This is a genomic window from Comamonas terrae (assembly GCF_001544075.1).
Lineage (GTDB): Bacteria > Pseudomonadota > Gammaproteobacteria > Burkholderiales > Burkholderiaceae_C > Comamonas > Comamonas terrae.
The window spans coordinates 32,404-56,886 of record NZ_BCNT01000017.1 but is presented as its reverse complement, the minus strand read 5'-3'; the positions used below and the strand labels follow the sequence as shown (position 1 = coordinate 56,886).

General features: G+C 66.1%; 32 protein-coding genes. 14 read left to right on the top strand and 18 right to left on the bottom strand.

Going from position 1 to position 24,483, the window contains the following annotated elements; all coding sequences use genetic code 11:
• The 9 genes from Cte04_RS18375 to Cte04_RS18335 all read left to right on the top strand — a co-directional run bounded on the left by Cte04_RS18375 (nucleotide 1) and on the right by Cte04_RS18335 (nucleotide 3,268).
• On the top strand, nucleotides 1-366 hold the full coding sequence (locus tag Cte04_RS18375) for a hypothetical protein (RefSeq protein ID WP_066482075.1): 366 nt from the start codon (nucleotides 1-3) through the stop codon (nucleotides 364-366).
• Complete coding sequence (locus Cte04_RS18370; RefSeq protein ID WP_066482073.1) at nucleotides 363-662, top strand: hypothetical protein; 300 nt, start codon at nucleotides 363-365, stop codon at nucleotides 660-662. Before Cte04_RS18375 ends, Cte04_RS18370 begins: the two co-directional genes overlap by 4 nt.
• A 55-nt stretch (nucleotides 663-717) precedes the next feature.
• Nucleotides 718-1,014 (top strand): hypothetical protein, encoded by a 297-nt coding sequence (locus Cte04_RS18365; protein ID WP_066482320.1) that lies wholly within the window; start codon nucleotides 718-720, stop codon nucleotides 1,012-1,014.
• Nucleotides 1,011-1,481, top strand: coding sequence for a lysozyme (locus tag Cte04_RS18360; protein ID WP_066482071.1), 471 nt, complete (start codon nucleotides 1,011-1,013; stop codon nucleotides 1,479-1,481). The genes Cte04_RS18365 and Cte04_RS18360 overlap by 4 nt, the downstream gene beginning before the upstream one ends.
• Nucleotides 1,478-1,996 (top strand): hypothetical protein, encoded by a 519-nt coding sequence (locus Cte04_RS18355; protein WP_157082128.1) that lies wholly within the window; start codon nucleotides 1,478-1,480, stop codon nucleotides 1,994-1,996. The genes Cte04_RS18360 and Cte04_RS18355 overlap by 4 nt, the downstream gene beginning before the upstream one ends.
• 119 nt (nucleotides 1,997-2,115) lie before the next feature.
• Nucleotides 2,116-2,295 carry a hypothetical protein gene (locus Cte04_RS18350; RefSeq protein ID WP_066482068.1) on the top strand — a complete coding sequence of 60 codons (180 nt, stop codon included), beginning with the start codon at nucleotides 2,116-2,118 and terminating at the stop codon, nucleotides 2,293-2,295.
• A 34-nt stretch (nucleotides 2,296-2,329) separates the two neighbouring features.
• Nucleotides 2,330-2,614 carry a hypothetical protein gene (locus Cte04_RS18345; RefSeq protein ID WP_066482066.1) on the top strand — a complete coding sequence of 95 codons (285 nt, stop codon included), beginning with the start codon at nucleotides 2,330-2,332 and terminating at the stop codon, nucleotides 2,612-2,614.
• Between the two features lie 106 nt (nucleotides 2,615-2,720).
• On the top strand, nucleotides 2,721-3,035 hold the full coding sequence (locus tag Cte04_RS18340) for a hypothetical protein (protein ID WP_066482064.1): 315 nt from the start codon (nucleotides 2,721-2,723) through the stop codon (nucleotides 3,033-3,035).
• The gene (locus Cte04_RS18335) at nucleotides 3,032-3,268 is read left to right on the top strand and encodes a hypothetical protein (protein WP_066482062.1); all 237 of its coding nucleotides are present in this window, start codon (nucleotides 3,032-3,034) and stop codon (nucleotides 3,266-3,268) included. Before Cte04_RS18340 ends, Cte04_RS18335 begins: the two co-directional genes overlap by 4 nt.
• A gap of 784 nt (nucleotides 3,269-4,052) precedes the next feature.
• On the opposite strand, the gene Cte04_RS18330 is transcribed toward Cte04_RS18335, so the two are convergent.
• Together Cte04_RS18330 and Cte04_RS18325 are read right to left on the bottom strand one after the other, a co-directional pair.
• Nucleotides 4,053-5,351 carry a Y-family DNA polymerase gene (locus Cte04_RS18330; RefSeq protein ID WP_066482052.1) on the bottom strand — a complete coding sequence of 433 codons (1,299 nt, stop codon included), beginning with the start codon at nucleotides 5,349-5,351 and terminating at the stop codon, nucleotides 4,053-4,055.
• Nucleotides 5,352-5,358: 7 nt separating this feature from the next.
• Nucleotides 5,359-5,790 carry a LexA family protein gene (locus Cte04_RS18325; protein ID WP_066482044.1) on the bottom strand — a complete coding sequence of 144 codons (432 nt, stop codon included), beginning with the start codon at nucleotides 5,788-5,790 and terminating at the stop codon, nucleotides 5,359-5,361.
• A 520-nt stretch (nucleotides 5,791-6,310) separates the two neighbouring features.
• Between Cte04_RS18325 and Cte04_RS18320 the strand changes: the two genes are divergently transcribed.
• Together Cte04_RS18320 and Cte04_RS18315 are read left to right on the top strand one after the other, a co-directional pair.
• Nucleotides 6,311-6,937 (top strand): DUF6806 family protein, encoded by a 627-nt coding sequence (locus Cte04_RS18320; protein WP_066482040.1) that lies wholly within the window; start codon nucleotides 6,311-6,313, stop codon nucleotides 6,935-6,937.
• Nucleotides 6,938-7,107: 170 nt separating this feature from the next.
• A complete protein-coding gene (locus Cte04_RS18315; protein WP_066482036.1) occupies nucleotides 7,108-7,740 on the top strand; it encodes a M48 metallopeptidase family protein in 633 nt (210 codons plus the stop codon).
• A 23-nt stretch (nucleotides 7,741-7,763) separates the two neighbouring features.
• Here Cte04_RS18315 and murI read toward each other — a convergent pair whose 3' ends face one another.
• From murI to Cte04_RS18240, 15 genes are all read right to left on the bottom strand, one after another.
• Entirely contained in the window at nucleotides 7,764-8,636 is an 873-nt protein-coding gene (murI, locus tag Cte04_RS18310; protein ID WP_066482029.1) for a glutamate racemase, read from the bottom strand.
• Between the two features lie 114 nt (nucleotides 8,637-8,750).
• Entirely contained in the window at nucleotides 8,751-9,272 is a 522-nt protein-coding gene (locus Cte04_RS18305; protein WP_245633431.1) for a hypothetical protein, read from the bottom strand.
• A gap of 132 nt (nucleotides 9,273-9,404) precedes the next feature.
• Nucleotides 9,405-10,025: a hypothetical protein gene (locus Cte04_RS18300; protein ID WP_066482026.1), complete on the bottom strand. Its 621-nt coding sequence runs from the start codon at nucleotides 10,023-10,025 to the stop codon at nucleotides 9,405-9,407.
• Entirely contained in the window at nucleotides 10,022-10,486 is a 465-nt protein-coding gene (locus Cte04_RS18295; RefSeq protein ID WP_066482024.1) for a DMP19 family protein, read from the bottom strand. Before Cte04_RS18295 ends, Cte04_RS18300 begins: the two co-directional genes overlap by 4 nt.
• 57 nt (nucleotides 10,487-10,543) lie before the next feature.
• Nucleotides 10,544-11,143, bottom strand: a complete 600-nt coding sequence (locus tag Cte04_RS18290; RefSeq protein WP_066482020.1) for an SMI1/KNR4 family protein — start codon at nucleotides 11,141-11,143, stop codon at nucleotides 10,544-10,546.
• Nucleotides 11,144-11,201: 58 nt separating this feature from the next.
• Nucleotides 11,202-12,686, bottom strand: coding sequence for a cardiolipin synthase (gene cls, locus Cte04_RS18285; RefSeq protein WP_066482017.1), 1,485 nt, complete (start codon nucleotides 12,684-12,686; stop codon nucleotides 11,202-11,204).
• Between the two features lie 11 nt (nucleotides 12,687-12,697).
• Entirely contained in the window at nucleotides 12,698-13,336 is a 639-nt protein-coding gene (locus Cte04_RS18280; RefSeq protein ID WP_066482007.1) for a DUF938 domain-containing protein, read from the bottom strand.
• Nucleotides 13,337-13,340: 4 nt separating this feature from the next.
• Entirely contained in the window at nucleotides 13,341-13,742 is a 402-nt protein-coding gene (locus Cte04_RS18275) for a YybH family protein (protein ID WP_066481997.1), read from the bottom strand.
• A gap of 42 nt (nucleotides 13,743-13,784) precedes the next feature.
• Nucleotides 13,785-14,336: an SMI1/KNR4 family protein gene (locus Cte04_RS18270; protein ID WP_066481984.1), complete on the bottom strand. Its 552-nt coding sequence runs from the start codon at nucleotides 14,334-14,336 to the stop codon at nucleotides 13,785-13,787.
• Between the two features lie 11 nt (nucleotides 14,337-14,347).
• Complete coding sequence (locus Cte04_RS18265) at nucleotides 14,348-14,641, bottom strand: hypothetical protein (RefSeq protein ID WP_157082126.1); 294 nt, start codon at nucleotides 14,639-14,641, stop codon at nucleotides 14,348-14,350.
• Between the two features lie 23 nt (nucleotides 14,642-14,664).
• Entirely contained in the window at nucleotides 14,665-15,522 is an 858-nt protein-coding gene (locus tag Cte04_RS18260; RefSeq protein ID WP_066481979.1) for a class I SAM-dependent methyltransferase, read from the bottom strand.
• Between the two features lie 32 nt (nucleotides 15,523-15,554).
• Nucleotides 15,555-15,929, bottom strand: coding sequence for a VOC family protein (locus tag Cte04_RS18255; RefSeq protein WP_066481970.1), 375 nt, complete (start codon nucleotides 15,927-15,929; stop codon nucleotides 15,555-15,557).
• Nucleotides 15,930-16,049: 120 nt separating this feature from the next.
• On the bottom strand, nucleotides 16,050-16,448 hold the full coding sequence (locus tag Cte04_RS18250; RefSeq protein ID WP_066482313.1) for a GFA family protein: 399 nt from the start codon (nucleotides 16,446-16,448) through the stop codon (nucleotides 16,050-16,052).
• A 406-nt stretch (nucleotides 16,449-16,854) separates the two neighbouring features.
• Nucleotides 16,855-17,355, bottom strand: coding sequence for an HNH endonuclease (locus Cte04_RS18245; protein WP_083526740.1), 501 nt, complete (start codon nucleotides 17,353-17,355; stop codon nucleotides 16,855-16,857).
• Between the two features lie 186 nt (nucleotides 17,356-17,541).
• Nucleotides 17,542-19,095, bottom strand: coding sequence for a fumarate hydratase (locus Cte04_RS18240; protein WP_066481969.1), 1,554 nt, complete (start codon nucleotides 19,093-19,095; stop codon nucleotides 17,542-17,544).
• A gap of 366 nt (nucleotides 19,096-19,461) precedes the next feature.
• On the opposite strand from Cte04_RS18240, the gene fumC reads away from it, so the two are divergent.
• From fumC to Cte04_RS18225, 3 genes are all read left to right on the top strand, one after another.
• On the top strand, nucleotides 19,462-20,853 hold the full coding sequence (gene fumC / locus Cte04_RS18235) for a class II fumarate hydratase (protein ID WP_066481968.1): 1,392 nt from the start codon (nucleotides 19,462-19,464) through the stop codon (nucleotides 20,851-20,853).
• A gap of 85 nt (nucleotides 20,854-20,938) precedes the next feature.
• A complete protein-coding gene (locus Cte04_RS18230) occupies nucleotides 20,939-21,583 on the top strand; it encodes a ParB-like protein (protein ID WP_083526738.1) in 645 nt (214 codons plus the stop codon).
• 1 nt (nucleotide 21,584) lies between these two features.
• Entirely contained in the window at nucleotides 21,585-23,339 is a 1,755-nt protein-coding gene (locus Cte04_RS18225; RefSeq protein WP_083526737.1) for a SulP family inorganic anion transporter, read from the top strand.
• Here the strand turns inward: Cte04_RS18225 and Cte04_RS18220 are convergent.
• Nucleotides 23,262-24,446 (bottom strand): multidrug effflux MFS transporter, encoded by a 1,185-nt coding sequence (locus tag Cte04_RS18220; RefSeq protein WP_066481960.1) that lies wholly within the window; start codon nucleotides 24,444-24,446, stop codon nucleotides 23,262-23,264. The two genes, Cte04_RS18225 and Cte04_RS18220, sit on opposite strands and share 78 nt — an antisense overlap.
• Between the last annotated feature and the right edge of the window lie 37 nt (nucleotides 24,447-24,483).

Sequence of the window (24,483 nt, the reverse complement as noted above, 5' to 3'; positions counted from 1 at the left end):
ATGAAATTGGAACTGTCGCCACAGCGCCGCGACGACACGCTGCAGGTATCCGTCGCCGGCGACGTGCTCACCATCAACGGCACGGCCTACAACCTGGCCCGGCTGCCCGATGGCGCCACGCTGCCGCGTTCGGCGATTGATTGCGAATGGATCGCCGGCGACGTGGAGCGCGTGGGCGGCGTGCTCCACGTCCCGCTGCTGCTGCCCATTCCTGCTGATGCAGATGAAGCGGCCCGCTTCCCGCAGCCCATCACCGTGCTCGCAGACGGCCCTGTGGCCTTGCCCCTGGGGCGCATCGAAGCACCGCCGCTGCCGGTCTATGAAGCCCCGATAGAGCCCGAAAACATGAAGGAGGTCAGCTCGTGAACATCGACTGGACGCAAATACAGACTGCTGAGGACAAGGCCGCGGCCGGAAAAGTTTGGCCGCGCTTTGTCGGCAACCAGAAGCTGGACCTGTTCAGCCCGGCCGAGCAGCTCGCTGTCGTCACGGCAACGATGACCGACCCCGTGGTCAAGCTGCTCTACGACCGGCTGCTGGGCGCTGCGTATCTCACGTACGAAGACCCGGAAACCGAGCAGGGCCTTGCGCTCTTGGTTGAAAAGGGGCTGATCACGCCCGAGCGTAAGGCCGAAATCGTGGCTGCGATGCAGCCAGCGTGATCTGCACCACAACAACGAAACCACCCCAGGGAGGTTTTTTATGCGAGGAATGGGAATGGACGATTACGGCAACGAACTGCCGGCAATGACCCGGCAGCAAGTCAATGAACGGTTAGACAAGGGGAGTGAGCGCATGGCTGCAATCGAGCGCGACCTGAAGGCCGCAACACAGGAACTGCAGGAGCTGAAGCAGCAGCTCGCGGATCTGCTGGAGTTCTTCGCTGCAATGAAGGGGGCATTCAAAGTCCTCAATTGGGTGGGGAAGGTCTCCAGGCCCTTGGCATATATCGCAATGCTGGGCGGTGCCCTGATGGGCTTCTGGACGGCTGTAAAGGCAGGGGGTGCACGATGAGCTGGAAAGAGAGGCTTGTTGCCGCCATCGGCGGCGCCGCTGTGGCGCTGGCAATACCGCTGGTGCAAAAGTATGAGGGCACGGTGCTGCGCACATACCGCGACCCCGTGGGCATCATCACGGCCTGCACCGGGCATATCGGGCCCGAGCTTCGCGATGGGCAAACCTTCACGCGGCAGCAGTGCGAGGAGATGCTCTACAAGGATCTGGCGAAGCACGCCGATGCTTTGTCATGCGTGCGTGTGCCCCTCACGGATGGCCAGCGTGCGGCATTTCTGAGCTTTGCCTTCAACGTGGGGGACGCTGCTTTTTGCGGCAGCACGCTGGTGCGCAAGGCCAATGCAGGCGACATCGATGGCGCCTGTGCCGAGCTGAGCCGCTGGGTGTATGCCAGCGGCAAGCAGCTGCCCGGGTTGGTTAAGCGCCGTGCGGCTGAGCGGCAACTTTGCGAAGCGGGGCTGGCATGAGTCCGGCCAGCCTCAGGACGGCCCTCGCTGCCCTGGCCCTGGTGCTGGCCTTTGCGGCCGGTTGGACGGCTCAGGGCTGGCGCGCATCCGCCGCGGCCAGCAAGGTGCAGACTTCGCAATCAAAAAAGGATCAAGCGCAGGCGGAGCAATCCCAGCGCGCTACAGAAAAGAAAGCGGATGCCGTGTCCGGACACGGTGCCGCGCAGCAGGAAAACACCCATGACTACACGCAAAAACTCCTGGCCCTGGAGGTCGGCCGCGCTGCTGATGCTGCTCGCATTGCAGGCCTGCAGCACGACCTCCGCGCCGCCGCCACCCGTGCCGCACAAGCTGCAGGTGACGCCGCTGCCAGCCGAGATCTCGCAAATCGACACGAGCGACTCGCAGCCCTTGCGGCGGAGGGCGCGGGCCTGGTTGGAGAGCTTGGCAGCCTGGTCGAGCGACGAGACGCCCAGGTAGAGTTGCTGCGCGGCCAGGTGGTGGCGGACAGGGCGCTTATCGAGGAGCTGCGCTAGGGTTTTCCCCTGACGCGGCGGCCATGCGAAAAAGTCTTGACATTAGCTCCAATGGTGCTATTATTCGTCTCAGTGGTAGCGAATTTCTCGCAGCCCGACAACCCGAAAGGAAGACCCAAATGGAAAAGACAGTGAACGTACTCAAGACCGAAGCCGAAATCTCGAAGCTGATGGCTGAGACCGTCAAGCTCAACGCCGAGGCAGCCAAGATGATCCGCGAGCGCGCTTGGTATCCGGCCATCGCTATGGCCACCGCCCTGGGCGCCGGCGCCGCAATCGCAAAGCTCCTGCTGGCATAACAAACAAAGGCCCTTCGGGGCCTTTTGCATATCTATGATTAAGTACGTACCCCCGACGCCCGAAGACCTCAACCGGCTCAAAGCCCAGCTGGGGTATTCCGGCGAGCAGATGGCAGAGCTGGCCAGCGTCTCCGGCGGCCAGCAGTGGCGCAAATACACGGGCGGCGCCACGCCGCGCGACCTGGGTATGCACATTCTGTTTTTCATGGCTGCCAGGCTGGTGCTGCCGCCCGAGCAGCTGCAGGCGATTGCCGACAAGATGGCCGAAATCGGCGCGGAGGTCGATGGCACCGCGCTGGCTGGGCATGGACAAAAATAATTCCGAAACGGTGTTGACAGGATAGCTCCAACGGAGCTACATTAACACCCATGGCAGCAGATCACTGCCACCGGCGCCTCCCGGCAATGAGGGGCAAGGAAGAAAAATGAACATCGCACTGATGCACGCACATTACGACGCTGACCACCTGGCAGACGTCAAGTCCCAAATGGCAACCCTGGGCGCCCCCACAATCAAGGCAGTCTGGATGGAGTGCCATGGTCACTGGGCAGCCCTGGAAGGTGCACACCGCATCCGCGCAGCAGCAGACTTGGGGCTGGTGCCTGTGATCGAAGAAATCGAGTACAGCGAGGATGTGACCCTGGAAGATCTGGGCTGCGATGACGCCAGCGAAGGCTACACCGTCGCAGAGATCGCCGACGAATCCCACCGCTCCACCATCATCAACTTCGAAGAATGAGCAACCGCGCCCGCCTAACCATCACGCCAGGTGGCCCCTGGCGCCTCTATCAGCACGCGGTGTTGCCGGGCTGGGAGATGCTGGGCACCGTCCAGCGCGGCGACGAAATCGGCGCCCTTGCTCGCAACAAGCAAACCGGCAATCTGGTCATGCTTCGTGCTGGGGCGGCGTCGATGCTGGATCAGCGCAAAGCCGAGGCGGCCCTGGCCGCGGCAAGCAATGCCGACGCCTGAGCTAATCGCTGGCCCATACGCACCTCCAGACTGCAACCGTGGAGACTGGCTTGATGACGAAATTGATGGCGCCGTAGAGGTTGGCGGCTGGACCTCTGCGCCGATCCCGTGGCCCCGCCGAAAAAAGAATGGCAGGGCATCGCTGATCCTGTGCGGCGATCTTGTGCGGGCTATCGAGGTAGAGAGCGTGGAAGCTATTTGTCACTACTGGGGCGTTGGAGCAACCAAGGTCTGGCAGTGGCGCCAGGCACTTGGTGTGGGTCGTGTCACAGACGGCACCCGCAAATTACTGCAGGAACGCACTGGCGTGCCGGAAGCAGCTGCTGCACGCGGCCGCGAACAAGCTGCGACACCGGAGAGCCGGGCAAAAATGGCCCAGGCAAAGCGCGGCGTATCGGCCCACCCCAACACCAAGGCTGCCTTGCTCGCAGCTGCCAGAGCCCCGAAACCAAAAGACTGGGGGACACGAGCCAATCAATGGATGCAAGATGCGAAGCGCCGTGATTGCTAGTGCTGGGTATAGGACACTGCCCCACTGATGCGGTGGATGATGTGTCTCGCTGCCTGTCCATCTATGGTTGGCAGTCTTCGGCCAGCCACTGCCTCATTTCAAGATACGGCGAATGACTGGCAAAGTCCAGGCAGGCCGGGTGCCTGGACTGCAGATACTCGTAGAACAGATGCATGGCTGTACCTGGGTGTGGGTGCATATCGGACTTGGCCAAATCCTCTTGCCAGCGAATCCAGTGGTCAAGGATCGCATCGCGTGCGTCTGTGCGTCTCATCATGCCCTCGCTATCGGTATCTCATCGAGCTTGGTCGTATACCTCGGCGTGCGCCGCTCCTGCCGCATCCGCCAGCCCGACTCGTCCAGATCCGGCCGCCCGGTGCTGGCCACGTGCAGAACGCCTTTGCCGTACCGGGCATTGACGCGGTCCATCGCCTCCATCAGCTTGCTCTGATCGCGCGTGGGCGTCTCGATAAGCAAGTCGCCCTGGAGGGTGCTGGCCGGGCACAGGTCCAGCAGCATCACGCCGGCCTTGGCGAGCTGATAGCCGGGCTCGTAGATCTTGCGCAGGCCCTGTACGGCCGCAGTCACCAAGGCCTTGGTGTCTGAGGTGGGCGGCTGCAGGCGCACGGTCGCCGTCTTGTAAAAGCGTGGCCCAGGGCGGAAGGGGGAGGTGTGCGCAAACACGAGCAGGGCGCCGGCGCGCAGATTGCCAAAGCGCAATTTCTCGCCCGCGCGGGTGGCGAACTCGCTCACGGCTTCGATGAGTGGCGGCAAGGTCGTGATGGCATGGCCAAAGCTGCGCGTGCAGGCAATCTGTTGCTTGGGCGGCGGAGCCAGTTCCAACGGAATGCAGCTGACCCCTTGCAGCTCGCGCACAGTGCGCTCAAGCACCACGCTCCAGCCGTCCCTTGCTGCGTGAGCGGGCATGCGGGCAAGGTCCAGTGCCGTGAGGATGCCGCGCTCGGCCAGCTGGGCAGACAGGCGCCGGCCGACTCCCCAGATGTCGCCCGCAGGTGTGCGGGCCAGGATGTCGGTGCGCTGCGCGGCGCTCAGCTCGGCCCAGTTGCACACGCGCTGCAGCTCGGCGGGGTAGCTGCCGGGTTTGCGCTCGCTGTCCTTGGCAACGTGGTTGCAGAGCTTGGCCAGGGTCTTTGTGGGCGCCAGGCCCACGCAGGTCGGGATGCCGGTCCACGTGAGGATGCGGGCACGAATGGCCCAGGCGCGGCGCGTGAGGTCCGGCACGCCGGCGAGGTCGCCGATAAAGGACTCGTCGATGCTGTAGATCTCCTGCGCCGGGCCCAGGCCGGCGGCGAGGGACATCATGCGGTCGCTCATGTCGCCGTAGAGTTCAAAATTTGCCGACAGGCAGACCAGGCCGTGGTGCGCTACGTGATCGCGCAGTTGAAAAAAGGGCTGGCCCATCTTGATACCCATTGCCTTGGCCTCATCGGACCGCGAGATTGCGCAGCCGTCGTTGTTGCTCAATACGACGACCGGGCGGCCCTGCAGGGACGGCCGAAAAACGCGCTCGCAAGACACGTAGAAGTTGTTGCCGTCGATGAGCGCGAACATGCCGGCCTTATACGTAGCGCTTGATGCACGCTGTCACGACGCCCCAGATCTGCAACTCCTGATTGCCGCGCGGGACGATGTCGGGATACGTGGGGTTGCCTGCGCACAGCTTGACCACGCCGTGTGCGCTGTAGAGTTTTTTTACGGTGAAATCGCCCTCGATGACGGCCACCACGATATGGCCATGGCGGGGCCGGATCGCGCGGTCCACGGCAATCAGGTCGCGGTCGTCAATGCCGTACTCGCGCATGGAGGGGCCCGCCACGTACATGAAAAACGTGGCTTGCGGATGGGCAACGAGCAGCTTGGAGATATCGAGCCGCTCGCCGGAAAAGTCTTCTGCAGGGCTGGGGAAGCCGGCAGGCACAGTGCATCCCGCCACGGGGATGTGGAGAGGCGTCAGAGCAGCCGCAAAGGGCTGGTTGATCGTGTGCGACATGAAGGTGCTCCGGGGTGAATGACTGTGTATTTATACAGTATTGTATTTCACCCGATTGTTAGTGCTTGCTAACGAAAGGCGGCTATACCGCTCCAGTCAACGTCACGCACAGGTGGGTGAAACTCTGCCCAGCAATTAGCCCCCAATTTTTCAGGAAAATGGCTTAGATGCGTGGTTAACGACCCCGGCTCGGGGCACCAATGACGGACGCTGCAGGCGCATGCAGCTTTTGAACCGGGGGCAGGCACGGCTGCGGCCTCTCCATGCCGCCACCTGAAATCACGTTCCTGCGCGAACCTGTCTTGTGCCATGTGTCATGGCCGGCTTGCGGCTTTGACAACGCAAGAAAATCACAATGCCCGGATGTCGCCCTGGCGAACATGCGAGAATCGCCGCTCAATGCTCAGGGGCTGGGCCAAGCGTCGAGTGCTGTTTGCGTGCTTGGAAAAACCCCGAGATGCCTGCAATATGGAGTCCCAGTGGAACCTGCGGGTCCGATCAGGGCTCTAGAGAAGAAAAGATGTCGAGTTACAACGCTGCTTTCGAAATTCATGTCCACGGCCAGGTTCTGCTTCGTGCCGATGCTACGTATGAGCAGCTGCAGGACGCATTGCGTCCCCTGTGGGCTTATGCGGGCGCGCGCTCGCTGGTCGATGGTTCTCCGAGCTACTACGAGGAGGAGCCGGGCATCCAGTTCGATGCGCCCGAGCACCTGCTGCAGATGTGCTGGACCGTGCGCGGCGACGATGATTTCCGCCAGGCGCTGGACGATATGTGCATGGGCCTCAACGATCTGGCCGAACAGGGCGCAGCCATCGAGGTGACGTTCTACGACACCGAGTTCGACGAGGAGGATGCGCCTGCGGATGCCGAGAGCCGCGACGACTTCGTCATGCTGTTCGTCGGCCCCAATCCGGCCGCCATCATGCAGGTGCAGCGCGACCTGCTGGTGCAGGACGTGATCAACATGATGGAACGCCACTTTGACAGCGCCGAACTGGGCGGGGTGGTGCAGGAGATCGACAAGCTGTTCTCCCAGCGCTTCGAGGCCCTGGTGAGTTCCCTGGAGCTGGGAAAGCCGCCGCGCGGCACCGGCGGTTCGGGTTCGGGGCACGGCGGCAACCGCCGTCCGCGCCATCTGCACTGAAGTGCTCGTTTCCTTCCCGTCAGGCGCCGGATCGGCTGCCTGACCGGAATGTTCAAGGCCCTCTTGCCGCCTGTATTGCCGCATGCCATGCCGTGCCGAGCCAGGAGGGCCGGGCTTTTGTGGGTTGCCGCGCGCAAGTTGTGCGCAGATGCGGCGCCCGGTATAGCGCCATGAAACCTATTGCCACACCCAAATATTCGGGGGCGATCAGCCAGCCCGGGCGCCGCAAGGCGGCTTTGCGGGACGATGGGGGGACGCCGGGCGGCAATGCGCCGCTGGCTCTGCCGTATCTGTCGGGCTATGCACCGGCGCTGCAGCAGCAGGTGCGCGACTGGCTGGAGGCGGGCAAGGCCGGGAAGTGGCTGCTGGACAGGCATCCCGAAGCGCACAACCGGCGCACCGACAAAAGCCTGTACGACTATGTGGATGCGCTCAGGAACGAGCATCTGCGCAATGCGGGCCTGCTGCACAAGGTGGCCTACGATAGCAAGATCCACGTGGTGCGCAATGCGCTGGGCCTGCACACGCGGCGTGCGATCGCCCATGGCGGGCGCCTGAATGCCCGCCACGAGATCCATGTGGCTTCCATGTTCAAGCATGCGCCGGAGGCATTCCTGCACATGATCTGCGTGCACGAGCTCGCGCATCTCCGTGAACTCGATCACGACAAGGCTTTCTACCAGCTGTGCACCTACATGGAGCCGCAATACCATCAGCTGGAGTTCGAGGTGCGCCTGTACCTGAGCTATCTGGACACGGGCGGCGCGCCCCTGTGGGGCGCGGGGGCCGAAGGCCGGGCCTGAAGCCGGCCCCGCGGCCCATGGCTTCAGGCGGCGGCCAGCGCCTGCTGCGGTACGTCGACGCCGGCGCAGCAGTCGGCCGGCATGCCCAGCCAGCGCTGCGCCGCGGCCTGCAGGGCCGAGAGGCTGCCCGTGGTGAGCATACGGACCGGTGCTGCCGGCGCCTGGATGTCCGCCAGCATGGACTGCTGCTCCAGAATGCGCCGCGTCTGGCGTGCCACGGGGGCGCCGGTGTCCAGGAACTGGATGTCCGGGCCCAGCAGGGCGCGCAGATGGTCCTTGACGAAGATGTAGTGGGTACAGCCCAGCACCAGCGTGTCCATTTGTCCGGTCTTCTGGCCGAAATCGCCTAAAGCGCTCGTGTACTTTGCGCAAAGCGCTCTGATTTCGGTAGCTTCTGGGTTTTCGGGCACGGGTTCTTCGGTGCTGCGCTCGATGGCGCGGGCCAGGCCGTCGCAGGGCTGCAGATGGAAATGGGCGCGCTGGCTGTGCTCGGCCACGAGCTTGGCCACGCGCGGGCTGGTGACGGTGCCGCGCGTGGCGAGCACGCCCACATGGTGGGTCTGGCTGGAGAATGAAGCCGGCTTGATGGCCGGCTCCACGCCGATCACGGGCAGGTCCGGCATGCGGGCGCGCAGCATTTCCACGGCGGCGGCGGTGGCGGTGTTGCAGGCAATCACCAGGATCTTGATGCCATGCCGCTCGCGCAGATACCGGGTGATGGCCATGGTGCGCTCCTGCACGAAGGCGTCTCCGCGGGCGTCGCCGTAGGGGGCGTTGCCGCTGTCGGCCAGGTAGACGAACTGTTCGTGGGGCAGCTCATGCAGCAGGGCCTGCAGCACGCTGAGGCCGCCGATGCCGCTGTCGAAGATGCCGATGGGGGAGCTGGGTGAGGACATGGCGCCGGAAAGCAATGTGTTTTTAGGGACGGTGGGCGCAAGTATGCGCCGCTTTGGCCGCCGCCGGGGCCCGGCGCTGCAGATTCCCCCCGCGGGCCGCTGCAGGCGGCCAGCCTAGGGCTGCTGCCCGTCCCGCGGCGCGGGCAGGCCGCAGACGGCGCAGAAATGATCCTCATGGCCCACCTTGTGGCCTGCGGGGCAGTAGCGGGGCGCCAGCAGGCCGGGCCGGTTCAGCACCGAGTAGAAGGAGCCGAAGGCGATGCCGTAGAACAGCATGGCATGCCCGGTGACGAGGCGCAGCTCCTGCACCAGGCCGTCATCGCCGGGGCTGCGGCCGGACAGGCTGATGAAGAAGTTGAGGACGGCATAGCCGAAGATGGCAAAGAAGCCGTACTGCATCCAGGTAGGGCAGCCCGCCAGCATCTGCTGGATGGAGGGGCGGGTGTTGCCGGTGGTGTTCAGGCGATGGCCCAGCAGCACCGCGGGCAGCCAGACCACGAAGATGCCCATGATCAGCGCCATGTGCAGGGCTTGTGCATCGCTGCCCAGGGGAGACAGCAGCAGCGGCGCCAGGCCGAACAGCGCAGCCAGGTGCAGCACCATGCTGGCGGCCAGGCCCAGGCCGGCCACCAGCATGAAAAGAGTGAATATCGGTCGCATCCGGAAAAATATGGCTTTGAAAAGATAGCTGCCTTCGCTTGAGCAGCAAAGGGCTCAATATGTTTTATATCTGCATTTGGCTGGTGGCAAGCGAAAACAGCTATGGTTTTATCCAGCGGCTCCAGGCGGGGCGGGCACGGAAAGGTGCAGCGAGCCGATGAGTTCGCCGAAATAGCTTTGCCGGACCAGCAGCCTGGCGGGCAGGGGGCCGGAAGGCAGGGCGTCGTAGTCGTCGGCGTCGATGCAGAACTCGAAGAACAGGTAGTTCACGCCCTGCACCTTGAGCTGGTGGGCGCAGCTGCGCCGGCCCGAGCCGCGCTTGGCCTCGACCATGGCCTCGCGCACCTCGCGTTTCCCCAGCACGGCCGTGTAGGCCATGGGCAGGGTGGCGGCAAGGTTGAGCCAGAAAATGAACAGCATGAAGCCCAGGCACAGCAGCAGCATCATGCCGCGCCTGACGGGGCCGTAGGCCGGCCAGGGAGGACCGGGCTGCCACAGGCCGCGCCGGTGCCAGTTGCGCAGCAGCACGCCCGAAATCGCCAGCAGCGCGATGCTCAGGTACAGGGCCCGGGCCTGCCAGCTGGCCGAGGGCACGAAGCTGCGGTTGACCATGACGGGCACCACGGCGCCCAGCATCGCGAGCAGGAAGGCGCAGGCCAGCCATTTCTGCCGGCGCGACATCTTCGGCTTTCCGGTGCGGTTGGCGTGGATGTCGTCGAGCGGGCTCATGCGTCACCTTTCGCTGCGGGCGGCTGTGCCGTCTCCTGCTCCCTGGCATAGCGCGGCGCCAACTGCTCCAGGGCCGCGGCCACGAAGTCCTCGGGCAGGTCCTGGATGATGCGCGACGGCGCCTCGAACACGTCCTCGCCATGCTCGGCCTCTATGGCTTCGAGCATGTCGATGCGCCGGTTGCGGTCCGTGGGATAGCCGGGGCCGAAGTGGGCCAGCGCGCTGTCCAGCGCCTGCAGGGTGGTGTGCTGCTGCAGTCGCACCAGGCCGGCGCGGGCCACCAGGGCCAGGTCGCCCGCGCTGTTCCAGAAAAACTGGTCCAGCGTGCCGTTCATGGTTTCGGCCTCCAGCCACCACAGGGCGATGGTTTGCTGCTCTTCCTCGGTGAGCTGGTGAAAGCCCGCCCGCCAGCGCCGCTCCAGGATTTCCCAGGTGGAGGGGGGCGATGGGGTATCAGACATGCGAAGAAGCCTCGGAGATTGCGCAGAGGGCAGAACGGACGGTGCCGGGACCGCGGGTCATTCGAAATACTCCCAGGCAGCCAGCATCTGCAGTGCGCGCTCCTGGCTGCCCAGAAAACCGGCCAGGGCGTCGGTGATTTTCTGCCGGCCCTGCCCGGCCAGGCCCCCGTCCGGGTCGGCCTCCTCGTCGCTCAGGGCGCTGAAGGCATTGGCCACGGTGGCAAGCGCGCCCACCGCCGTGGGGAGATCGGGCGCGAACACCACGGGTTTCCAGCTGCCGGCGCCGTGGAAGGCAAACAGGACCTGTTGCGTCTGCGTATCGAAGATGAAGGGATCGCCCCCTTGCTCGGCGATCACCAGCCAGTGGGCCGGCCAGCCGGCGATGGGCTGGCCCGGGTGGGACACCCAGGCATATCCGGCCTGGTAGTCCATCAGGCGGTACAGCGGTGGAATGCAGACCGGATTGCCATGGACGGCCAGCGTGCAGCCCACAGGGCCCACCGATGCGTGGTAGGTCTCGCCCCAGGGGCCGACACGGGCATAGAAATCGGCCACGGCGGGCGGCAGCGCGGTCGTGCCGCGCCAGTCGCTGGCCGGCTGCGCGCGCAGCGGGCCCCAGGGGTGCAGGAGTTCTTTCAGTTGTTCGAAGCTGGGCATGGGAAAGTGTCGGGGTACGGATGTGCCTGCAGCGCGGCGGGCAGTGGAGCAGGCGGCTTCACAGCACGGGGCTGAGCGTGGCCAGCAGGTTGTGCCAGATGCGCGTGGTCCAGCTCCAGGCGCGCACCTGTTCGGCGGTGATGGTGTCGGACTGCTGCGCATAGGCCTGCTGGCGCGCACGGATGGCGGCCGTCAGGGCCGTATCCTGCAGCAGCACATTGTTCTCGAAATTCAGATCGAAGCTGCGCAGGTCCAGATTGGTCGAGCCCAGCAGCGTGACTTCGCCGTCCACGCACAGCGTCTTGGCATGCAGCAGGCCGGGGCGGTATTCGAGGATGCGCACGCCCGCAGCCAGCAGGCGCCGGTAGTTGCTGCGGCTGGCCGCGCCCACGATCCAGGAGTCGTTGCGCGCCGGCAGGATCAGCGTGGTTTCCACGCCGCGCCAGGCGGCCGCGCACAGGGCTTCGAGCACCGTGGCGTCGGGAATGAAATACGGCGTGGAAATCACCAGCTCGCGGCGTGCGCTGGCGAGCAGGGTGGACACCAGCTGCGGCGTGGACCGGCGTCGTTCGGCCGGGCCTTCGGCAATCGCCAGGGCCGTGAAGCCGGGCGTCTGGGCGGGTGCCACCGGCATCCGGGGCGCGAAGGTCTTGCCGGTTGCCTGCAGCCAGTCGCTGGCGAAGATCAGCTGCATCTGCGAGACCACGGGCCCCTGCAGGCGCAGCATGATGTCCACCCAGGGCGCGTACCGGGCCTTGACGGCAAAGGCCTCATCGGCGCAGTTCTGGCTGCCGCAGTAGGCGATGGTGCCGTCGATCACGGTGATCTTGCGGTGGTTGCGCAGGTCGATGCGGCTGGTCAGCACCACCTTGAGCGGATGGTCCACGGGCAGGGCCACGGCCAGCTCCACGCCGGCCTCGGCCATTTGCCGCCACAGCGGCGAGCGGGTCAGCGCACGCGAGCCCAGCCCGTCGACCATGACGCGGCAGGCCACCCCGCGGCGCGCGGCGCGCATCAGCGCCTGCGCGATGCCGGTGCCGGTGCCGTCGGTCAGCCAGATGTAGTAGAGCAGGTGGATCTCGTGCCGGGCCGCGTCCATGTCGGCCAGCATCTGCGCGCGGGCCTGGGCGCCGTCGGCCATCAGCCGGGCGCTGTTGCCCGTGGTGACGCGAAAGCCGTTGACCGACGAGGCATAGCGGAACGCGGCCTGCCACTGCGCATCGACCGCCGGGACGCCGCCCGGCTGCCGCACGGGTGCGGCCGGGTGCGGCGCCATCAGCTGCGCGGCCACCTCGGGCAGCGCCACATACTGCTGCACAAAGGCCCTCACGCCGGGATAGCGCTTGTGCTGCCGGTCGCTGCCCAGGCGCCCGAGCGCGGCTTCGCCGAACAGGTAGTACAGCGCGCAGCCCGCATAGGGCAGCAGCACCATGACGGTGAGCCAGCCCATGCGCACATCGGGGCGCAAATCGTCGCGCAGCAGAATGCGCAGCGTGAATGCCGCAATCAGCAGCACATGCAACAGCAGCAGCAGCCAGGTCATGTCGTCGGGGATCAGGAATCTGCGCCGCGCCGCACGAACACCAGCAGCCGGTTGTTGGCGGGCATGGCATGGTCGTGCTCCGGCGCCAGGCCGTGCTGCTGGGCCAGTGCCACGATGTCCTCGTGGTGGCGTATGCCGCTGTGTGCATCGCGCTCGCGCAGCCATTGGTCGAAGGCGCGGTTGCTCTCGCTGGTGTAGCGACCGCCGTAGTTGAACGGCCCATAGAGCGCGAACCGGCCGCCGGCCGGCAGGTGCATGCCGATCTGCGCGAACATGCGCACCACCAGCGGCCAGGCCACGATATGGGCCGTATTGCTGGAGAACACCGCATCGAATGGGCCGTCCGCGGTGTGCGGCCAGGCATCGGCCTGCAGGTCAAAGCGCAGCGGCAGCCGCAGATTGGGCGAGGGCCGGGCCGCATGCCAGGCCGCGATGCCCGCATGGTTGCCGGGCAGATCGCTGGTCTGCCAGACCAGGTGCGGCAGGCGCGGCGCGAAATAGACGCTGTGCTGGCCCGTGCCCGAGCCGATCTCCAGCACATGGCGGCAATCGGCAAAAGCCGCCTGCAGCACGGCCAGGATGGGGGCGCGGTTGTTCTCGCAGGCTTGCGAGAAGGGCAGGGATGGGGGCAGGGCGGAGGACTCTGTCATCGGTTCAGGCGGCAGTCTGCGGGGGCACGGTCACCAGCAGGTTTGCGTCGCGGTGCAGCAGCCAGCGGCCCCCGCGCCTGGCCAGCACCGTCATCGTGTGTCCGCTGCGCACCACGGGCGCCGCAGGGCCCTGGCGCACCGTGACGGTCAGCCGCGTCAGCATATAGGCCCAGTCGCCCGCGACCTGGATTTCCAGCACCTCGCTGTCGCCGTCGATTTCCATGCGGGCCTGCTGCTGCCCCTCGGCGGCCGCGGCAAACATCTGCCTGCCGAACGGCGCCTGGCCGGGCACGAGAAACAGCGCATCGTCCGTCATCAGGCTCAGCACCGTGGCGGTGTCGCCGGCCTTGCTGGCGCGGATCCAGGTGGCCGGCAGTTCACGTATCTGCTGCTCGTCGTTGCGCATGGGCACTCCTTCTGGGGGGCAAGGCGGCGGCCCGCGGGCCGCTCATTCCATGATGAACTCTTCGGGGTCGGCTTCGATCTGCTGCAGCGAGGCCTGCAGCAGGCCCGCAAAATCCTCGCTGACATGGTCGATGGTATCGGGATCGTGCGTGAAGGCGATGACCTGGCCGCGGCGGCCCTGCGCCGCGGGCGCATGGTCGAGGATGAGCAGCAGGCTGGCTCCGCCAAACGAGGCAAACGGCAGCCAGCCTTCCTGGTACCAGCCGGGCCGGATTCTCGCGTCGCGTTCGTGCGGCTGGACATAACCCCCGTACCGGGGCGCGCGCTCGGCCATGGCGCGCCTTTGCCGCAGCGCCTCGGACAGCGGCAGGAACTCATAGCCGGTATAAAAGCCGGGCCGCGCAAACACGGCCTGCCAGCGCCGGCCGCCATCGGCCTGCTGCCAGGCCCGGCGCAGCTGCGGGTCCAGCGCAAAGCCGAGTTTGCGCTCCGCGGCGCGCAGCTCCTGCTCCGGCGCGCCGCCACGCAGCTGCAGCGGCTCGCCGCCTTGCGTATAAAGCGGTGCCAGCCTGGACAGATAGCGGGAAAAATCCATGGCCAGGCCTCCTAGCGGGCGGGTGAGGCCCGCGCGTCGTCGGCCAGCTCGATGACGATGCCGCCGAAGCGGGCCTCGCCGGCGTGGCAGAGCCGGCCGTCGATGAAACAGTCATGGCTGTCGTAGGGCTGGCCCGTGTCCGCATAGCGTGCGCCATAGCCGCCCGACAGGCCGAGATTGAAGAATTCCAGGCGCCTGCCGTCCGGCGACTGCGCGCGCTGAGCGCAGTCCGGGCACACATGGCGCGGATAGCGGTCGGACGGCTGCAGGGCCGTGGCGCACAAGGGGCATTGATAGGTCGTCATGGTGGTTGCAAAGGAACTGCCGGTCAGATGCCCGCCACCAGCAGCTCTTCCGAGTGGGCGGGCGGCCGCAGTCCGTCGGTGCGGTCGGCGAAATAGCGCCGGGCCAGCTCGGTGGCGGGGATGTGCGCGACCTGCCGAAATCCCGCTTCGCGCGCCATGGCCAGCATTTCGGCGGGAGTGAGCAGGCTCAGGAACGGCGTGCCGCTGGCGCGCGCGCCTTCCATGGCTTTTTCCATGCCGGCGCGTATCGCGGGATCCGCGCATTCCACGGGCAGCGTGAAGCTCATGACCAGCGTGGAGCCCGGCGCCAGCGCTGCCACTTGGCGCAGCGTGGCCATGATGGCCTCGCGGCTCAGGTACATGCTCACGCCCGCGGAGGCCACCACGGCGGGCTTTTGCGCATCGAAGCCGGCTGCCACCAGCTGCGCGAGCCAGTCCTCTCCGGCCTCGAAATTCACGGGCACGAGGTGCAGGAAGTCCGGAATGCCCAGGCCCAGATCAAGCAGGCGCTGGCGTTTCCATTGCTGGGGCTGCGGCTGGTCGATCTCGAACACCTGCAGCCGCGCAGCCAGCTGCGGCTTGCGCTGCGCAAAGGTGTCCAGGCCGGCGCCCAGGATCACATACTGCGCGATGCCGGCGGCAGCCTGCTCGGCCAGCAGGTCCTCGACAAAGCGGGCCCGCGCAAGAATGGAGGCGCGAAACGGCCGCGTGAACTCGCCCATGTCGCCGCGCGCGGTCCAGCCGGGCCCGGGGGCGGCCAGGGCCAGGCCCAGGCGGTCGTCGAACACATGGGGCGGCGCATCCGCCAGCACATGCAAGGCGCGCCACAGCGCGGTGCGCACGGCCGTGTTGTCGGGTTGCGGTGGCGATGTGCCAGCCATGTGCGTCCTCCTCGCAAAAAAGGCTTGTGGGTTCAGGGGCGATCCCATTGGGCCAGGTGCAGCAGCACGCCCGCGGGGTCCCAGACATAGGAGACCAGCGCGCCATAGGGTTCGCGCCTGGGCGCCGCGACACGCGCCGGCGCAAAGCGATCCGACGCGAGCAGCCGTTTAATGTCCGCATGGCACCGGGCGGCGTCCTGCACGCCGATATGCAGCATGGTGTTCTCGGCCCAATCCTTCACGTAATGGGCCTGCAGGTAAAAGCGCGAAGCCCCCAGCCGGAACAGGGCCAGGCCCTCGTCCGACCATTCCAGCTCGCAGCCCAGCGCCGTGTAGAACGCCTGGGAAAGCGCAAAGTCCCGGGAAGGGACAAAGGTGCGCAGATCGCCGGCCTGAAGATCGATCACGGAAAGCTCCCGAGGTGCAAGACCGGCCATTATCCGGCTTCGTGGAAACGGACTATGAAAAGAGGAGCTGCCATCGCAGTGCGGTAAAGGGCTGAAGGCAGAAATGGTTTGTAGATGCTTTCAGTCGCCGGGAGCGTACTGTTCGAAGACCTGCTGCCCTGTCATCTTGCGGGTCTCGTTGCTGAATGCGTAGTACGAGGGCTTTTCGTCGATGAAGATCTCGTTGCGCAGCTCGAACGGCTGGTCCTGGAAGAGCCCGGCCGACAGCACATATTCGTTGGCCGGCAGCAGGTGATAGAACAGATGCGTGCCGCACTGCGGGCAAAAGCCCCGTTCGGCCCAGTCGGACGAACGATAGACGGCCGGCGCCGCGCCGTTGAACTGCACGTCGGCGCCGCAATGGACCGCGAACATGGGCCCGCCCGTCCAGCGCCGGCACATGGTGCAGTGGCACAGGCCGGCTTCGTGGTGGTCGGGGGCCGTGACTTCGATGGCGCCGCACAGGCATTTGCCTTTCATGCTCATCTCCTCGAAACGGGTAGGCTGCACTGCGTGCAGATCCGAAAATCCTAACGCCTGAAGGCCTTGAGGTCGCCAATGTCTGTCGGCGCCGATGGGAATGCCTTCCTTGGCATGGTTTCACGGGGCTGCGGACTTCGCGTGGTGGCAAGGAACCGCAGGAGCTTGAGCCACTGAAAGCGGGTCTTACTGACCACCAGCAGGTATGAATGGGCCGCCAGCAACGGATGCTGCGGGTCTGCATAGGTCAGGAACTACAGGTGGCCATGCAGGTTCAGGTGCAGAAAATGCGCCTCGTCCGGTTTATCGGTGGACTGCCCTAGTTAAGTGTTCAGATTTTCGTGACGAAAGCTGAGGCCAGTACTCTTGACGGACTTGTGTTCCTTGTCATTTTTCTATTTGAAAGCTATTTCGCTTTTGCAAGGCGCTGCTCAACTTGGTGAATGAGCCATGCAACCGTCGAAGGATTTAGTTTTCCTTGTCCCCAGTGCGTGCTCGTCGTTCCTGAAAGCTCCTTGGCCATCGCTTTCAGCTGATCCTCAAAATCGGGTAAGGAGTCCAAATCCTTGAACGGTTTTGTGCCGAAGACAAATTCATACTCTTGAAGACCACGGAGCTGCCAATAAGATCCGTAGTAAGGCACTGCATGAGCTTTCAGCCATGTCCACATGAACTCCGAGTCGGCGACATTCGGAGCCTCTGTATGGCACTGCTTGCAAAGAAGCACTAAATTCTCTGGTTGATCCGAGCCGCCCAACGAGCGAGGCACTATGTGGCAGCGTTGAAGATTGCGCTTGTGAGCGCAACGCCAGCAAAGGAGATGAGCTTCGGTCCAGTCGACTGCCATTCCGACCTCTGATCTACGGTTGGTCCAGTACGCCACAATTTCTTCTATGGTGATATCCATAGAGAGCCTCCGAATCAAATTAAGTCGAACATGAACAGGTCCAGCACGAATGAATTTTTAACCCTATTTTTGTGAGATAGAGCATCTCAGCTATTGGATCAGGTTGTAAAAAAACAGCTGGAGCCTTGTGCCGCCGCCAAAGAAAAACCGCCCGAAGGCGGTTTCTCCTGCCAGTCAGCGAAGGCTTCAGGCCGATGCCACTTCGATGCCCTTGAATTCGCCGGTCGCGATCTTGTCCTTCCAGATCGCGGGGCCGGTGATGTGGGCGCTGGTGCCGCCGGCATCCACGGCCACGGTCACGGGCATGTCGACCACGTCGAACTCGTAGATGGCTTCCATGCCCAGGTCCTCGAAGCCCACGACCTTGGCCGCCTTGATGGCCTTGGAGACCAGGTAGGCGGCGCCGCCCACGGCCATCAGGTAGGCGCTCTTGTGGTTCTTGATGGCCTCGATGGCGACCGGGCCGCGCTCGGACTTGCCGATCATGGCGATCAGGCCCGTCTGCGACAGCATCATGTCGGTGAACTTGTCCATGCGGGTGGCGGTGGTCGGGCCGGCGGGGCCGACGACCTCGTCGCGCACGGGGTCCACGGGGCCCACGTAGTAGATCACGCGGTTGGTGAAGTCCACGGGCAGCTTCTCGCCCTTGGCCAGCATGTCCTGGATGCGCTTGTGCGCGGCGTCGCGGCCGGTGAGCATCTTGCCGTTGAGCAGCAGCGTGTCGCCGGGCTTCCAGCTGGCCACTTCTTCCTTGGTCAGGGTGTTGAGGTCGACCTTCTTGGACTTGTTGTAGTCGGGCGCCCAGTCGATCCTGGGCCACAGGTCCAGCGAGGGCGCTTCCAGGTACACGGGGCCGGAGCCGTCCATCACGAAATGGGCATGGCGCGTGGCGGCGCAGTTGGGGATCATGGCCACGGGCTTGGAGGCCGCGTGCGTGGGGTACATGTTGATCTTGACGTCCAGCACCGTGGTCAGGCCGCCCAGGCCCTGCGCGCCGATGCCCAGGGCATTGACCTTCTCGTACAGTTCCAGGCGCAGTTCCTCGACCTGGTCCAGCTTCTCGCCGCGGGCGGCCTTCTGCTGCAGCTCGTACATGTTGAGGTCTTCCATCAGGCTTTCCTTGGCCAGCAGCACGGCCTTCTCGGCGGTGCCGCCGATGCCGATGCCCAGCATGCCCGGGGGGCACCAGCCTGCGCCCATGGTGGGAACGGTCTTGAGCACCCAGTCGACCAGGTTGTCGCTGGGATTCATCATGATCATCTTGGACTTGTTTTCCGAGCCGCCGCCCTTGGCCGCCACGGTCACGTCCAGCTTGTCGCCGGGCACGATCTGCACGTTGATGACGGCAGGCGTGTTGTCCTTGGTGTTCTTGCGGGCGAACTGGGGGTCCGCCACGACGGAGGCGCGCAGCGTGTTGTCGGGGTGGTTGTAGCCGCGGCGCACGCCTTCGTTGATGGCGTCTTCCAGGCCCATGGTGAAACCTTCCCACCTGACGTCCATGCCCACCTTGAGGAACACGTTGACGATGCCGGTGTCCTGGCAGATGGGGCGCTGGCCGGTGGCGCTCATCTTGGAGTTGGTCAGGATCTGGGCCATCGCATCCTTGGCCGCCGGGCTCTGCTCGCGCTCGTAGGCGCGGGCCAGATGCTGGATGAAGTCGGGCGTGTGGTAGTAGCTGATGTACTGGAGGGCGCCTGCGATCGAATCGATCAGGTCCTGCTGGCGGATGGAGGTGGTCATCGTGAAGCTTCTCGGGTTGCAAACTTTGCGCTGGGGGCGCGGTAAACCTGTTCATTATCGGCTCAAGCGCCGGTTCATGCAGGCTAAAACCGACTAGTCTTATATATGACCTGGGTTGCCGCGGATTGCGGCATGGCGCCTGCGCAGGCGGTGCGCGCTCTCCGCTCATCCCAGGGGATGGCGCCCGGCCCTTTCCCATGCCGGCAGGCAGATTGCCGCACTGCGCTAGCATGGTCCGGTTTCCGGGTGTGCCGGCCCGGGCGTCCATGCGCTCCAGGGGCCGGCCGCCTTTTGTTTGCGGCCCACGGCAGCCAGACCCTTGTTCCAGCCAGCTGCACCGCGTTGTATTGCAAGGAGTGAATTCCCATGACAGCAACCCGCCAGGAAAAAGACACGTTCGGCTTCATCGACGTGCCCGCCCGCCAGCTCTGGGGCGCGCAGACGCAGCGCTCGCTGCAGAACTTCGACATCAGCGGCGAGCGGCAGCCGCGCGAGATCATCCATGCGCTGGCGCAGGTGAAGAAGGCCTCGGCCACCGTGAACCACCACCTGGGCCTGCTGGAGGAGAAGAAGGCCCGCGCCATCGTCGCGGCCGCGGACGAAGTCATCGCCGGCAGGCACCCCGATGAATTCCCCCTGGTGGTGTGGCAGACGGGGTCGGGCACGCAGACCAACATGAATGTCAACGAGGTGCTGGCCAACCGTGCCAGCGAGCTGCTGGGCGGCGAGCGCGGCGAAGCGCGCCTGGTGCATCCCAACGACGACGTGAACAAGAGCCAGTCCAGCAACGACGTCTATCCCACGGCCATGCACGTGGCGGCCGTCACCGCCATCGAGAGCCGGCTGCTGCCGGCGATCGCCAAGCTGCGCAAGACGCTGCAGGCCAAGAGCGGCGCCTTTGCCGACATCGTCAAGATCGGCCGCACCCATCTGCAGGATGCCACGCCGCTGACGCTGGGCCAGGAAATCTCGGGCTGGGTGGCGCAGCTGGCGCATGGCGAGCGGCATGTGCGCCATGCGCTGCCCCACCTGTACGAGCTGGCGCTGGGCGGCACGGCCGTGGGCACGGGGCTGAATGCGCCCAAGGGCTATGCCGAAGGCGTGGCCCGGGAGCTGGCGGCCATCACCGGCTACCCCTTCGTCACCTCGCCGAACAAGTTCGAATCGCTGGCCTCGTGCGACGCGCTGGTGGCCGCGCACGGTGCGCTCAAGACGCTGGCGGCCAGCCTGATGAAGATCGCCAACGACGTGCGCTGGCTGGCCTCGGGCCCGCGCAGCGGCCTGGGCGAGCTCTCCATCCCCGAGAACGAGCCCGGCTCGTCCATCATGCCCGGCAAGGTCAATCCCACGCAGTGCGAGGCCATGACCATGCTGTGCGCCCAGGTCTTCGGCAACGACGTGGCCATCAACTTCGGCGGCGCTTCGGGCAACTTCGAGCTGAACGTGTTCCGCCCGCTGGTGGCGCACAACTTTTTGCAGAGCGTGCGCCTGCTGGCCGACGGCATGGTCAGCTTCAACGACCACTGCGCCGTGGGCATCGAGCCCAACCGCGCGCGCATTGAGGAGCTGGTCGGCCGCTCGCTGATGCTGGTGACGGCGCTCAACACCCACATCGGCTACGACAAGGCCGCCTTCATCGCCAAGAAGGCGCACAAGGAGGGCTCCAGCCTGCGCGAGGCGGCCATTGCCAGCGGCCACGTCACGGCCGAGCAGTTCGACCAGTGGGTGGTGCCCGAGCACATGGTGGGCAATCTGTAGGCGAGAGGCGCATTCGCGCAAGGCCTGCTGCGGGCGGCGGCGGGCAGGCCCACAATGGCGCATCGCTGGTTTCCTGGAGATGCGCATGCCCGCACAGCAGCATATGGAGCAGGCCGCCCTGGCCGATCTGCGGCCCACGCAGATGACGGTGGGCGCGGCCGAGGTGGCCGTCAAGCGCGCGCAATGGGCGCAGCTCAAGCCCAAGGCGCGCGACAAGCTGCTGCAAAGCCACTGGTTCCCCGCGGTGCGCGGGCCGCGCGGGCGCTTTTTCATCGTCGACCACCACCACCTGGGCCAGGCACTGACGCAGGAGCAGGTGGCGAATGTCTGGGTAATGCAGCTGGCCGACTTCAGCGACGTGGAGCCCGACATGTTCTGGCGGCTGATGGAGTTCCACCACTGGGCGCATCCGTACGACGAAAAAGGCCGGCGCCACGAGTTCGCGTCCATCCCCAGGCGCCTGTCGCAGCTCAAGGACGATCCCTACCGCAGCCTGGCCGGCGAGGTGCGCAAGGCCGGCGGCTACGCCAAGGATGCGGCGCCGTTTGCCGAATTCCTGTGGGCCGATTTCTTCCGGCCGCATTTCGACAAGGCGGCGCTGCGCAGCGCGGGCGGCCAGGGCCTGCCCGAATCTGCGGTCGTGTCCGCCGTGGCCCTGGCGCGCAGCCCCAGGGCGCGCTTTCTGCCCGGCTGGTCCGGCGTGGAGGCTCCCGTGGCTCCCGGGGCCTGAGATGCGCGCGCCTGCTTTGCCGGCCGGGGCGGACTGGGTGGCCGGGCTGTCGATCGCCGGTCTGCTGCTGCCCGAGGCCGTGGCCTATGCGGGCATTGCCGGCCTGCCGCCGCAGGCCGGCGTGATGGCGCTGTTCGCCGGCCTGCTGGCCTACGGGCTGCTGGGCAGCAGCCGCTTTGCCATCGTCTCGTCCACTTCGTCGGCGGCCGCGGTGCTGGCGGCCGCCATGGCCTCGGTGCTGCATGTGAGCGAGGCGCAGCGCCACCTGATGGGCGTGGCCATGGTGCTGATGGCCGGGGTGATCTTCGCGCTGGCCGGGCTGGCGCGGCTGGGCGCGGTCTCGCAGTTCATCGCCAAGCCCGTGCTGCGCGGCTTTGCGCTGGGGCTGGCGCTGACCATCGTGGTCAAGCAGCTGCCGGTGGCGGTGGGCGTGCATCCGCAGCACAGCGATTTCCTGCGCTATGCCTGGGATCTGCTGGGCCAGTGGCGGCAGTGGAATCCGCAGGGCCTAGCGATGATGCTGGCGGCGCTGCTGGTGCTGCGCCTGCTCGGGCGGTGGAAGGCGGTGCCGGGGGCATTGCTGGTGATCGCGGCCGGCATTGCGCTCGATGCGCTGGGCTATTGCGGGCTATGGGGCATCAAGGCCGTGGGCTCGCTGGCCCTGGGCGGCAGCCGGCCCGAAGTGCCGGATCTGGCACTGGCCGACTGGCTGCGCGCGGGCCAGCTGGCCATGGCGCTGGCGCTGATCCTGTATGCCGAGTCGTACAGCTCCATCCGCAGCCTGGCGCTGCGCCATGGCGATGCGGTCTCGCCCAACCGCGACCTGCTGGCGCTGGGCGCGGCCAATGCGCTGTCGGCGCTGTTCCAGGGCATGCCGGTGGGGGCCGGGTATTCGGCCAGCTCGGCCAACGAGGTGGCGGGCGCGCGCAGCAAGGCCGCGGGCCTAATCGCCTGCGCCGTGGTGGGCCTGCTGGTGTGGCAGCTGCTGCCGTGGATGGAGCGCATTCCCGAGCCGCTGCTGGCGGCCATCGTCATCCATGCCGTGGCCCATACGCTCAACCCTGCGGTGGTGCGGCCGTACTTCGACTGGAAGCGCGACCGCTTCGTCGTGCTGGCGGCCTTCGTGGCGGTGATCCTGCTGGGCGTGCTCGACGGATTGCTGCTGGCCATCGCGGTCAGCATCGCCATGCTGCTCAAGCGCTTTGCCGAGCCGCGCGTGAGCTGGCTGGGGCAGCTGGCGCAGTCGCGCGACTATGTGGACACCGCGCGCCATCCCGAGGCGGTGGCGGTGCCGGGCCTGCTGATCGCCCGGCCCGAGGCGCCGCTGTTCTTCGGCAATGCCGATGCGATCTTTGCCGCCATCCGCGAGCGCGTGGATGCGATGAGCGGACAAAAGAATGAAAAGGACGAAAAGGACGGCGCAGGCCTGCGCGCCGTGGTGCTGAGCCTGGAGGAGTCGCCCGACCTCGACGGCACCAGCCTGGAGGCGCTGGCCGAGTTTGCCGCGCAGATGCAGCGGCAGGGGCTGCCGCTGGTGCTGGCGCGCACCAAGGATGCCGTGCGCGAACTGCTGGCGCGCGTGCAGCCGCCAGGGCTGCAAACCAGTGCCTACGCGGCCTGGAGCGTGGACGATGCGGTCAGGCCATGGCTGCGGGCGCAGGCGCCGGCATCCGGCGCCTCATCGGCCCAGGCGCAGGGCGGCGCGAAAACCCATCTGGCCGATGCTGCCTGCGATGAAGAGCACGGCAAAGGCTGACAGGGCCGGGTTGCCGCCCAGGCTGGCGCCCAGCGTGCACAGGCCGCCCACCACCATCTGCGTGCAGCCGTAGACGCCGGCGGCGGAGCCGGTCAGATCGGCGTGCACGCCCAGGGCCTTGCTCAGTGCGGCGGGGCTGGTCATGCCGGAGCCCAGGCTGAACAGCACCATGAGGCCCACGACGCCGGCAACGCCCAACTGGCCCAGCAGCGCCAGCGCCAGTAGCAGGGCCGCACAGGCGATGCTCAGCAGATTGCCGCCCAGCATCAGCTTTTCCAGCGGCCAGCGCTTGATGAGCTGGCGCGCCAGCGCATTGCCCACGGCCATGCCGGCCATCAGAATGCCCAGGTAGAGGCCGACCTGCGGCTTGGTCGCATGCAGCTGCTCGATGAAGATGAAGGGGGCGGCCGCGAGGAAAGCATAGATTGACGTGGTGGCGCAGCCGCCGCCGATGGCAAAGCCCAGGAATTGCGGCGTGCCCAGCAGCCGGCGGTAGTCGCCAAGCACGGTGCGCCAGTGCAGCTGGCCCGTGGGGCGGCCGGTCTCGGGCAGCATGCGCCACACGCTCACGGCCGTGAGCAGGCCCAGTATGGCCAGCAGCGCGAAGATGGCGCGCCAGCCCCAGGCCGCATCCACCAGCGAGCCTATGGTCGGCGCCACGCCGGGGCCGGCCATCATGATGAGGTTGAGCAGGGCCAGCGTGCCGACCGCCGTTTCGGGCGTAGCCGTGTCGCGTGCGATCGCGCGGCCCAGGGCCAGGCCGGCGCAGCCGCCCAGCGCCTGGAACAGGCGCGCGCCGATCAGCCACGGCGCCGATGGCGCGACAAAGGCCGCCGTGCTGGCCAGCGTGTAGAGGGCCAGGCCCGCGAGCAGCATGGGGCGCCGGCCCAGGCTGTCCGACAGCGGGCCGTAGATCAGCTGGCCCAGCGCCATGCCCAGGATGTAGACGGTGATGGTCTGCTGCATCTGGCCCGGGCCCACGCCGAAGCCGCGCGCCGCATCGGGCAGCGCCGGAATGAACATGTGCATGGCCAGGGTGCCGACGATGGTGATGCAGGCCAGCAGCCAGAGCGGAGCCTTGCGAACAGGAGATGCGGTGTCTTGCATGGGGCGATGGTGAGGGGCGCGAACGGGGGATGTCTGA

Coding starts and splice junctions, on each gene's coding strand:
- Cte04_RS18375 (WP_066482075.1), top strand. CDS start 1: ATGAAATTGGAACTGTCGCCACAGCGCCGCGACGACACGCTGCAGGTA.
- Cte04_RS18365 (WP_066482320.1), top strand. CDS start 718: ATGGACGATTACGGCAACGAACTGCCGGCAATGACCCGGCAGCAAGTC.
- Cte04_RS18360 (WP_066482071.1), top strand. CDS start 1,011: ATGAGCTGGAAAGAGAGGCTTGTTGCCGCCATCGGCGGCGCCGCTGTG.
- Cte04_RS18355 (WP_157082128.1), top strand. CDS start 1,478: ATGAGTCCGGCCAGCCTCAGGACGGCCCTCGCTGCCCTGGCCCTGGTG.
- Cte04_RS18350 (WP_066482068.1), top strand. CDS start 2,116: ATGGAAAAGACAGTGAACGTACTCAAGACCGAAGCCGAAATCTCGAAG.
- Cte04_RS18345 (WP_066482066.1), top strand. CDS start 2,330: ATGATTAAGTACGTACCCCCGACGCCCGAAGACCTCAACCGGCTCAAA.
- Cte04_RS18340 (WP_066482064.1), top strand. CDS start 2,721: ATGAACATCGCACTGATGCACGCACATTACGACGCTGACCACCTGGCA.
- Cte04_RS18335 (WP_066482062.1), top strand. CDS start 3,032: ATGAGCAACCGCGCCCGCCTAACCATCACGCCAGGTGGCCCCTGGCGC.
- Cte04_RS18330 (WP_066482052.1), bottom strand. CDS start 5,351: ATGTTCGCGCTCATCGACGGCAACAACTTCTACGTGTCTTGCGAGCGC.
- Cte04_RS18325 (WP_066482044.1), bottom strand. CDS start 5,790: ATGTCGCACACGATCAACCAGCCCTTTGCGGCTGCTCTGACGCCTCTC.
- Cte04_RS18320 (WP_066482040.1), top strand. CDS start 6,311: ATGTCGAGTTACAACGCTGCTTTCGAAATTCATGTCCACGGCCAGGTT.
- Cte04_RS18315 (WP_066482036.1), top strand. CDS start 7,108: ATGAAACCTATTGCCACACCCAAATATTCGGGGGCGATCAGCCAGCCC.
- murI (WP_066482029.1), bottom strand. CDS start 8,636: ATGTCCTCACCCAGCTCCCCCATCGGCATCTTCGACAGCGGCATCGGC.
- Cte04_RS18305 (WP_245633431.1), bottom strand. CDS start 9,272: ATGCTGGTGGCCGGCCTGGGCCTGGCCGCCAGCATGGTGCTGCACCTG.
- Cte04_RS18300 (WP_066482026.1), bottom strand. CDS start 10,025: ATGAGCCCGCTCGACGACATCCACGCCAACCGCACCGGAAAGCCGAAG.
- Cte04_RS18295 (WP_066482024.1), bottom strand. CDS start 10,486: ATGTCTGATACCCCATCGCCCCCCTCCACCTGGGAAATCCTGGAGCGG.
- Cte04_RS18290 (WP_066482020.1), bottom strand. CDS start 11,143: ATGCCCAGCTTCGAACAACTGAAAGAACTCCTGCACCCCTGGGGCCCG.
- cls (WP_066482017.1), bottom strand. CDS start 12,686: ATGACCTGGCTGCTGCTGCTGTTGCATGTGCTGCTGATTGCGGCATTC.
- Cte04_RS18280 (WP_066482007.1), bottom strand. CDS start 13,336: ATGACAGAGTCCTCCGCCCTGCCCCCATCCCTGCCCTTCTCGCAAGCC.
- Cte04_RS18275 (WP_066481997.1), bottom strand. CDS start 13,742: ATGCGCAACGACGAGCAGCAGATACGTGAACTGCCGGCCACCTGGATC.
- Cte04_RS18270 (WP_066481984.1), bottom strand. CDS start 14,336: ATGGATTTTTCCCGCTATCTGTCCAGGCTGGCACCGCTTTATACGCAA.
- Cte04_RS18265 (WP_157082126.1), bottom strand. CDS start 14,641: ATGACGACCTATCAATGCCCCTTGTGCGCCACGGCCCTGCAGCCGTCC.
- Cte04_RS18260 (WP_066481979.1), bottom strand. CDS start 15,522: ATGGCTGGCACATCGCCACCGCAACCCGACAACACGGCCGTGCGCACC.
- Cte04_RS18250 (WP_066482313.1), bottom strand. CDS start 16,448: ATGAAAGGCAAATGCCTGTGCGGCGCCATCGAAGTCACGGCCCCCGAC.
- Cte04_RS18245 (WP_083526740.1), bottom strand. CDS start 17,355: ATGGATATCACCATAGAAGAAATTGTGGCGTACTGGACCAACCGTAGA.
- Cte04_RS18240 (WP_066481969.1), bottom strand. CDS start 19,095: ATGACCACCTCCATCCGCCAGCAGGACCTGATCGATTCGATCGCAGGC.
- fumC (WP_066481968.1), top strand. CDS start 19,462: ATGACAGCAACCCGCCAGGAAAAAGACACGTTCGGCTTCATCGACGTG.
- Cte04_RS18230 (WP_083526738.1), top strand. CDS start 20,939: ATGCCCGCACAGCAGCATATGGAGCAGGCCGCCCTGGCCGATCTGCGG.
- Cte04_RS18225 (WP_083526737.1), top strand. CDS start 21,585: ATGCGCGCGCCTGCTTTGCCGGCCGGGGCGGACTGGGTGGCCGGGCTG.
- Cte04_RS18220 (WP_066481960.1), bottom strand. CDS start 24,446: ATGCAAGACACCGCATCTCCTGTTCGCAAGGCTCCGCTCTGGCTGCTG.